Source organism: Oceanisphaera sp., assembly GCF_052084945.1.
In the GTDB taxonomy this organism is placed as follows: domain Bacteria; phylum Pseudomonadota; class Gammaproteobacteria; order Enterobacterales; family Aeromonadaceae; genus Oceanimonas.
In genome coordinates this window covers 1-6591 of sequence record NZ_JBQDEX010000126.1, presented here as the reverse complement: position 1 = coordinate 6591, position 6591 = coordinate 1, and the positions used below count along the sequence as shown (strand labels likewise).

7 protein-coding genes are annotated in these 6591 nt (G+C 45.8%); all 7 read right to left on the bottom strand.

From position 1 onward, the window contains the following. A partial coding sequence (ttcA, locus tag ACTHY5_RS10490) for a tRNA 2-thiocytidine(32) synthetase TtcA (RefSeq protein ID WP_441879404.1) occupies positions 1–902 on the bottom strand: 902 nt, incomplete at its 3' end. 74 nt (positions 903–976) lie between these two features. Next, positions 977–1897 (bottom strand): universal stress protein UspE, encoded by a 921-nt coding sequence (gene uspE / locus ACTHY5_RS10485; RefSeq protein ID WP_441879402.1) that lies wholly within the window; start codon positions 1895–1897, stop codon positions 977–979. Between the two features lie 28 nt (positions 1898–1925). Then, positions 1926–2687, bottom strand: coding sequence for an FNR family transcription factor (locus ACTHY5_RS10480; protein ID WP_441879400.1), 762 nt, complete (start codon positions 2685–2687; stop codon positions 1926–1928). A 64-nt stretch (positions 2688–2751) separates the two neighbouring features. Continuing rightward, entirely contained in the window at positions 2752–3432 is a 681-nt protein-coding gene (locus ACTHY5_RS10475; protein ID WP_441879398.1) for a sulfite exporter TauE/SafE family protein, read from the bottom strand. Then, entirely contained in the window at positions 3416–3658 is a 243-nt protein-coding gene (gene ccoS, locus ACTHY5_RS10470; RefSeq protein WP_441879396.1) for a cbb3-type cytochrome oxidase assembly protein CcoS, read from the bottom strand. The genes ACTHY5_RS10475 and ccoS overlap by 17 nt, the downstream gene beginning before the upstream one ends. Next, positions 3655–6024 carry a heavy metal translocating P-type ATPase gene (locus tag ACTHY5_RS10465; RefSeq protein WP_441879394.1) on the bottom strand — a complete coding sequence of 790 codons (2370 nt, stop codon included), beginning with the start codon at positions 6022–6024 and terminating at the stop codon, positions 3655–3657. Before ACTHY5_RS10465 ends, ccoS begins: the two co-directional genes overlap by 4 nt. A gap of 2 nt (positions 6025–6026) precedes the next feature. After that, entirely contained in the window at positions 6027–6512 is a 486-nt protein-coding gene (locus ACTHY5_RS10460; RefSeq protein WP_441879392.1) for a FixH family protein, read from the bottom strand. Between the last annotated feature and the right edge of the window lie 79 nt (positions 6513–6591).

Genomic DNA, 6591 nt, shown 5'->3' with positions numbered 1-6591 from the left:
ACAAAGCGGTTAGCAACATCAGGTTTATCAAAACCAATATCCCCACCGTCAATCACTCCCGACTCGCTATTAATATTTTTAAAATCAAACTGCTGATGATCGAGTAAGTGCGAAGGCACTACATTTTGTATTGCGCTAAACATGCTGGCGATACGACCCGGAAAACGCGCATCCCAATCTTCGAGCATGGCTTTAATATTTTGGCGCTGTAAGTTTTCTTGAGAGCCGCATAAGTTACAGGGAATAATAGGGAAGGCTTTGGCCTGTGCAAAGCTCACTATGTCTTTTTCATGGCAGTAGGCCAATGGGCGGATCACCACATGCTTGCCGTTATCGCTCACTAATTTAGGCGGCATCGATTTCATGGTGCCCCCGTAAAACATATTCAACATCAGAGTTTCTAAAATATCATCTCTGTGATGTCCTAGGGCAATTTTAGTGGCCCCGAGCTCGCTGGCGGTACGATATAAAATACCACGACGCAGTCGCGAGCATAACGAGCAGGTGGTTTTGCCTTCAGGCACCTTATCCATCACAATAGAGTAGGTATCTTCTTCCACAATTTTATATTCAATACCTAACTCTTCTAAATACTGAGGCAGTACATGCTCGGGAAATCCTGGCTGCTTTTGATCGAGGTTCACCGCAACAATATCAAAATGGATGGGCGCATGCGCTTTTAGGTGCAACAGCATATCGAGCATGGCATAACTGTCTTTGCCTCCCGATAAACACACCATAATACGATCGCCATTTTCAATCATATTAAAGTCGCTAATAGCCTGACCCACATGACGACGCAGCCGCTTTTGCACTTTATTAAAACTCGCCGTTGATGTGGCAGATGATGTTGATTGGTTTAAATGAGATGTGGTTGAAACAGTGTGAATAGAAGAAGACATGATAACCCCAGCAAAAATACTGGGGCTATTATAGAGACTGGTGGCTTGAGGGCAAGCAAGCCGGCATGATTAAATCATAATTGACTGCTGTCGGGGCGCAGTACCAATACATCACAAGCTAATTTATCCACTACTTGCTCAGCGGTATTGCCTAACAGTGCGGCAGAAAATCCAGTACGGCCAACGGATCCTAAAATAACCAAACTCGCTTGCGTTTGCTCAGCACATTCTGGGATCACTTCTTCAGCTAAGCCTTCTTTTAAGTGTAAGCAGTCTGACTCAACATCAAAACGTACAGCGTATTCGTACAAAGTCCGTTCATGGTGCTTTTTAACTGCCGCTTTATAAACAGTGGGATCAAAGTCGGGGATCTCAAGCGCCATATTGACGGGTGTGATCGGGTAGGCGTTTACTAAGTGTAAATTAGCCGTCAGTAACCGAGCGACTTCTGTACTTTCGGCGATAATTTTGCTGTTTAGGGCCTCTTGTTCTTCTTCATCACTGCTACAGTTAATGGCGGCTAATACATTTCCACCCATGCGCCACTCTTGTTCTTTTACTAATAATACTGGGCAGGGACACTTACGCAGTAGGTGCCAATCGGTTGGTGTAAAAATAACAGACTGAATAAGTGTGTGTTTATGGGTACTTTTAACCACTAAGTCGTGATGCCCTTCATCCACTTGCTGAATAATGGCTTCAAATGGGCGGCTGTGCCACACCACCTTAAGATTAAAAGTCACCTTACTATTGGCATAAGGGGTTAATAAAGTTTTTAGCCACTCTTCACGCCCTTGTAGTACTCCTTCACGCATTTCATCACGTTCGCTACTCGATAAGATAGAAGTCATTTCATACGAAAAATCATAAATAGGCATGAAGAGGGTGATATCAGCTTGCTCTTGTAATGCCGCCACAGACACAGCACGATGCAGAGCCGGTTGAGTTTGTGCAACCGGATCGATAACCACTAAAATATGTTGATACTTAATCATAAGGCATCCCTCTTTATGAAAGTAAGCTTCAAGCTAACGGTGAGTGGGGAGTGGGTGTACCGGCAAGGCAGGCCAGCTCAGGTAAATTAATGATGCGAATATATTTACCATCCACTTCAATCATATTATTTTTTTGAAAGCGACCTAATAATCGGCTAACCGTTTCTACGGTAAGACCTAAATAGTTGCCAATGTCGCCACGAGTCATGGTCAATCTAAATTCTTTTGGTGAAAAACCACGGTCTGAAAAACGCGTAGATAAGCTATGTAAAAAGGAGGCTAGACGTTCTTCAGCTGTTTTTTTAGACAGCAGCAAAATCATTTGTTGATCGCCATTAATCTCGCTACTCATTAAGCGCATAATCTGCTGACGCAAGCGGGGCATAGTGCCAGCCAAATCATCTAGCACTTCATACGGAATTTCGCAGACCATAGCGGTTTCTAATGCTTGGGCAAAAGAAGGGTGACTGCCATTATTAATGGCATCAAAACCGATAAGATCACCCGCTAAGTGAAAGGCGGTAATTTGTTCATCACCTTGCTCAGTAATGGTATAAGACTTAATAGTACCGGCGCGGATAGCATAAAGAGACTTGAGCTCTTCGCCTGCTTTAAAGAGTTCTTGGCCTTTTTGAATCGGCTTCTTACGCTCAATAATATTATCTAGCTCGTCTAACTCATCAGAGTTAAGCCCCAGCGGAATGCACAATTGGCTAATGCTACAATCTTGGCAATGAATAGAGCGACTGTTGGTAGCTGCGGTTTTAATGATTTGTTTCTGATTTCCCATAGCTCAATACTTTTGTGGTATCAATAACTAATCATAGCACCAAAGATAACTGCTTAATAGCTGATCACAATAGCGGAAATGCTTGGTAAAGTGTAAATAAACCATAACAAATCAATAAGATACCAGATAGTTGGCGAAATTTAGGGTGATTTAACCAATGGCGAAGCTGTCCGGCTAAACCGCCTAATGCTAATAAGGTGGGTAGCGTACCCAAACCAAATAGCGCCATTACCCGGGCACCTTCTAACGCACCTCCCGACACCGCACTCCAAGTGAGTGCCGAGTAGACTAAACCACAGGGCAGCCAGCCCCAGATCATGCCAAAAGGAAAGGCCGCTAACGGGCTTTTAAAAGGAATAAAACGGCTGGCGAGTGGCTTAATATGGCGCCAAATGCCCGTACCTAGTTTTTCGAGATGTAATAAAAAAAACCACCAGCGAGCCAAGTATAACCCAAGCAAAATCATCATCACGCCGGTTAATAGTCGAAAATACACCAGCGCTTGTTTTCCGGCACTTACTTCAGCAAGGCTTGCAAAAATACCGCCCACTAAGGCGCCGGCTAGGCTGTAACTTAAAATTCGCCCTGCGTTATAGCTAAGCAAATACAGCCATTGCCAACGTTGTTGTTCTTTAGGTATGGCCATGGAAAATGCCGCGGCCACACCGCCACACATGGCAATGCAATGGCCTGCACCCAAAAAGCCAATAAGCAGTGCTGCCCAGGCATCAAGCTGAGTGGTCATGTTTTTCCTTTATATCTGTCGATATATTCTCTGTGTCATTCACTTGTTTGGTTTGCGCTTGCTGATGTGAACTTTTATCGTCATCAAATAAAATACTGCTGCCATGGCGGTCTAGATCTTCAAACTGGTCACTTTTAACAGACCAAAAGAACAGCACCAGTGCCAACCCCACAAACACCATGGCGATGGGGATCATAAAATACCAAACATCTACGTTATCTGTCATAAGCGTGAAAGCCTCAGTGAGTTGGTCATCACAATCAGCGAGCTCACTGACATGCCCACCATGGCAAACCAAGGTGATACATGACCGGTGGCCGCCAGCGGTAAAATAATGGCGTTATATCCTAGCGCCCAGCTAAAATTTTGTTTGATCACCGCCCGGCAACGGCTGGCAACGTGGCGGGCGGTTAAAATATGGCGTAAGTCGTCAGCGAGCATAATGGCATCGGCACTATTTTTGGCAATATCCGTACCACCCGCCATTGCAAAAGAGACATGCGCACCGGCTAACACTGGGGCATCATTAATACCGTCTCCTACCATTAAGCAAATGTCTCCGGCCTTATCGCATTTATTGAGATAGGCCAGTTTATCGTCGGGGCTTGCGTGCTTGACCAAGGTATCTACCCCCAGCGTATCAGCCACTATTTCTGCTTGACCTGAGCTGTCGCCCGTTAGAATGGTGGTGGCAATGCCTTGTTGCTTGCAGGCATTAATTAAATCCGCCGCTTCGTCACGCAAAGGATCAGATAAACTAAAGCGCGCCACCACACCTTCATCATCGGCCAAATAGACACTTAGCTCGGATATTTGTTGCTCAGGCGCTAACCATGCGCCACTGCCTAAACGATAAAAAACACCGTTAATACTGCCGGTGACACCACGGCCAACCTGATTATTACGGTGGAGCACCTGCATGTCTTGCTGACGATATTCGACAAAGGCTCTGGCAATAGGGTGCTCCGATTGTGCTTCTAGCGCAGCAGCAATGGCCAAAGCCTCTGTCTGATCTAGGCGGCCATAGACTTGAGTATGACTCAGGCTAATTTCGCCACGGGTTAAGGTGCCCGTTTTATCAAATACCACTCGATTAATTTTGGGTAAGGTATCTAATACGTGAGCTCGGCGTACCAATACCCCTGAACGGCTTAACCGTGAAGTAGCCACCGTTAATGCTGTGGGTGTGGCCAAAGACAATGCACAAGGGCAGGTAGCCACTAGTACCGATAACATCACCCAAAAAGCCTTGCCAGCATCTAGCTGTAACCACACTAAATAAGTTGCCAAAGTGACAAGTAACAAAGCGGCCACAAAGTAGCGAGACAGTTGATCGGCTAACACCGCGACTTTGGGCTTTTCTAGCAGAGCATCATCTTGGGCTCGTAGAATTTCCGATACACGTGCTTCACCCAGCGGCCGCAGCACCTTTAAGCGCAGTGGCGATTCTACGTTAGTACTACCCGCAAAGACCGCATCACCGCTATGGCGGATCACCGGTAAATGCTCACCGGTTAACATAGACTCATCAATGCTGCTGCTACCGTCAATAATTTCGGCATCAGCAGGAATTTGACTGCCCGGAGCAACCAGTACAATTTGCTCTGCTTGTAAGGTTTTAGCCGCCACTTCTTGTTCACCCTCTGCAGTTTCTACTCGGGCCAGCATAGGCACTAATAAAGTGAGGTTGGCTGTGGTTTCTGAAGCGCGCCGTTTGGCCCGCATTTCTAAAAAACGCCCAGTTAATAGTAAGAAGGCGAACATAGATACGCACTCATAATAGACATCACCGGTCTGGGTCACGGTGGCATAAACTGAGGCGACAAAGGCAAAAATCATTGCTAATGAAACAGGTAAATCCATGTTTAAGGTTTTATTTTTTAAGCCACGCCACGCATTATGATAAAAGGGCAGGGCAGAGTAACCCATCACAGGTACACTCAACCATAAGCTTACCCAGCGAAAATACTCCACTAAACCGGCATCGGTATTGGGGAATAAATCATCATATAACGCAATTGCCACCATCATTACTTGCATGCTGGCAATGCCCGCGACTCCCATGCGCAGTAAATAAGATTTAACTTCCTTGTTATACTCTTGCTCTTGTTGATGAGGCTGAAAGGGGCGTGCTTGATAGCCAATCTCAGCAAACGCTGCCAATAGCTGGCTGAGTGTTGTTGTTTGTTCGTCCCACCGTAGCCGGGCGCGCTCTGTGGTGGTATTAACTTGAATCAGTACCACACCGGGCACGCGGGTTAAGTGTCGCTCAATCAGCCAAGCGCAAGCGGCACAGCTTAACCCTGAAATAGACAGCTGCACCTCGTTTAGGTTATCTTTACTTGTTACAAAGTCTTGTTGTATTTCAGCCAGATCATAGTGCTGTAATTGCTTGAGCTCATCAGGCACCGCATCAGCCTTAGGGGCAGGCGCCGTTCTGTGTTGGTAGTAGCTGGCCAAACCGCAATCGATAATGGTTTCAGCCACCGCCAAACAACCTGGGCAACAAAACGGCTGTGCGCTACCTTCTACCTCGAGTATAAAGCGGTTGCCAGCTGGCACAGCTTCACCGCAGTGAAAACAGCCGTTCATTATTAACTCTCCGCACGAATAAGCAATTGGTCTTTAATCGGTAAGCTAATACGTCTTTGTATTCGCCAGTTGCCATCCATTGCTTCAATTTGTAAGTTCCAATTGCCTTTTATTAATGGAACATCTAAGCGCTGGCGGTACATACCAGAGCCATCTGCGGTCATAATCAACAAGTGATCTTCTTTTTCTAGCGTGGGGTGAGTAAAGCTCACTTTTATGGCCTCACCAGCTTTTTGAGATCCCACTAAAGAGATAGACACTTGCTCGTCTTGATAGCTGAGCTTAGCCAGCATTTTCATTTCCACGGCGCGTTTAAGTTCAGTCAAATCTTTATTATAGGCTCGACCTTTTTTGTAGTAATCATCTACCACCATGCTATCAGCGCCTGAACTTGCCAAGTAGAAGGTATAAAGGCTGGCGGCCACCGCGCATAAGGGCAATACAATCAGAAACCAAGGCCAAAAATGTTGATACCAATGACGTTGCATAACAAATTCCTACTACAAAAAAGGAGAATTCTGGGAGGTATAATATAACAAAAAAAGCCCCGACAAGCGGGGCTTTTTT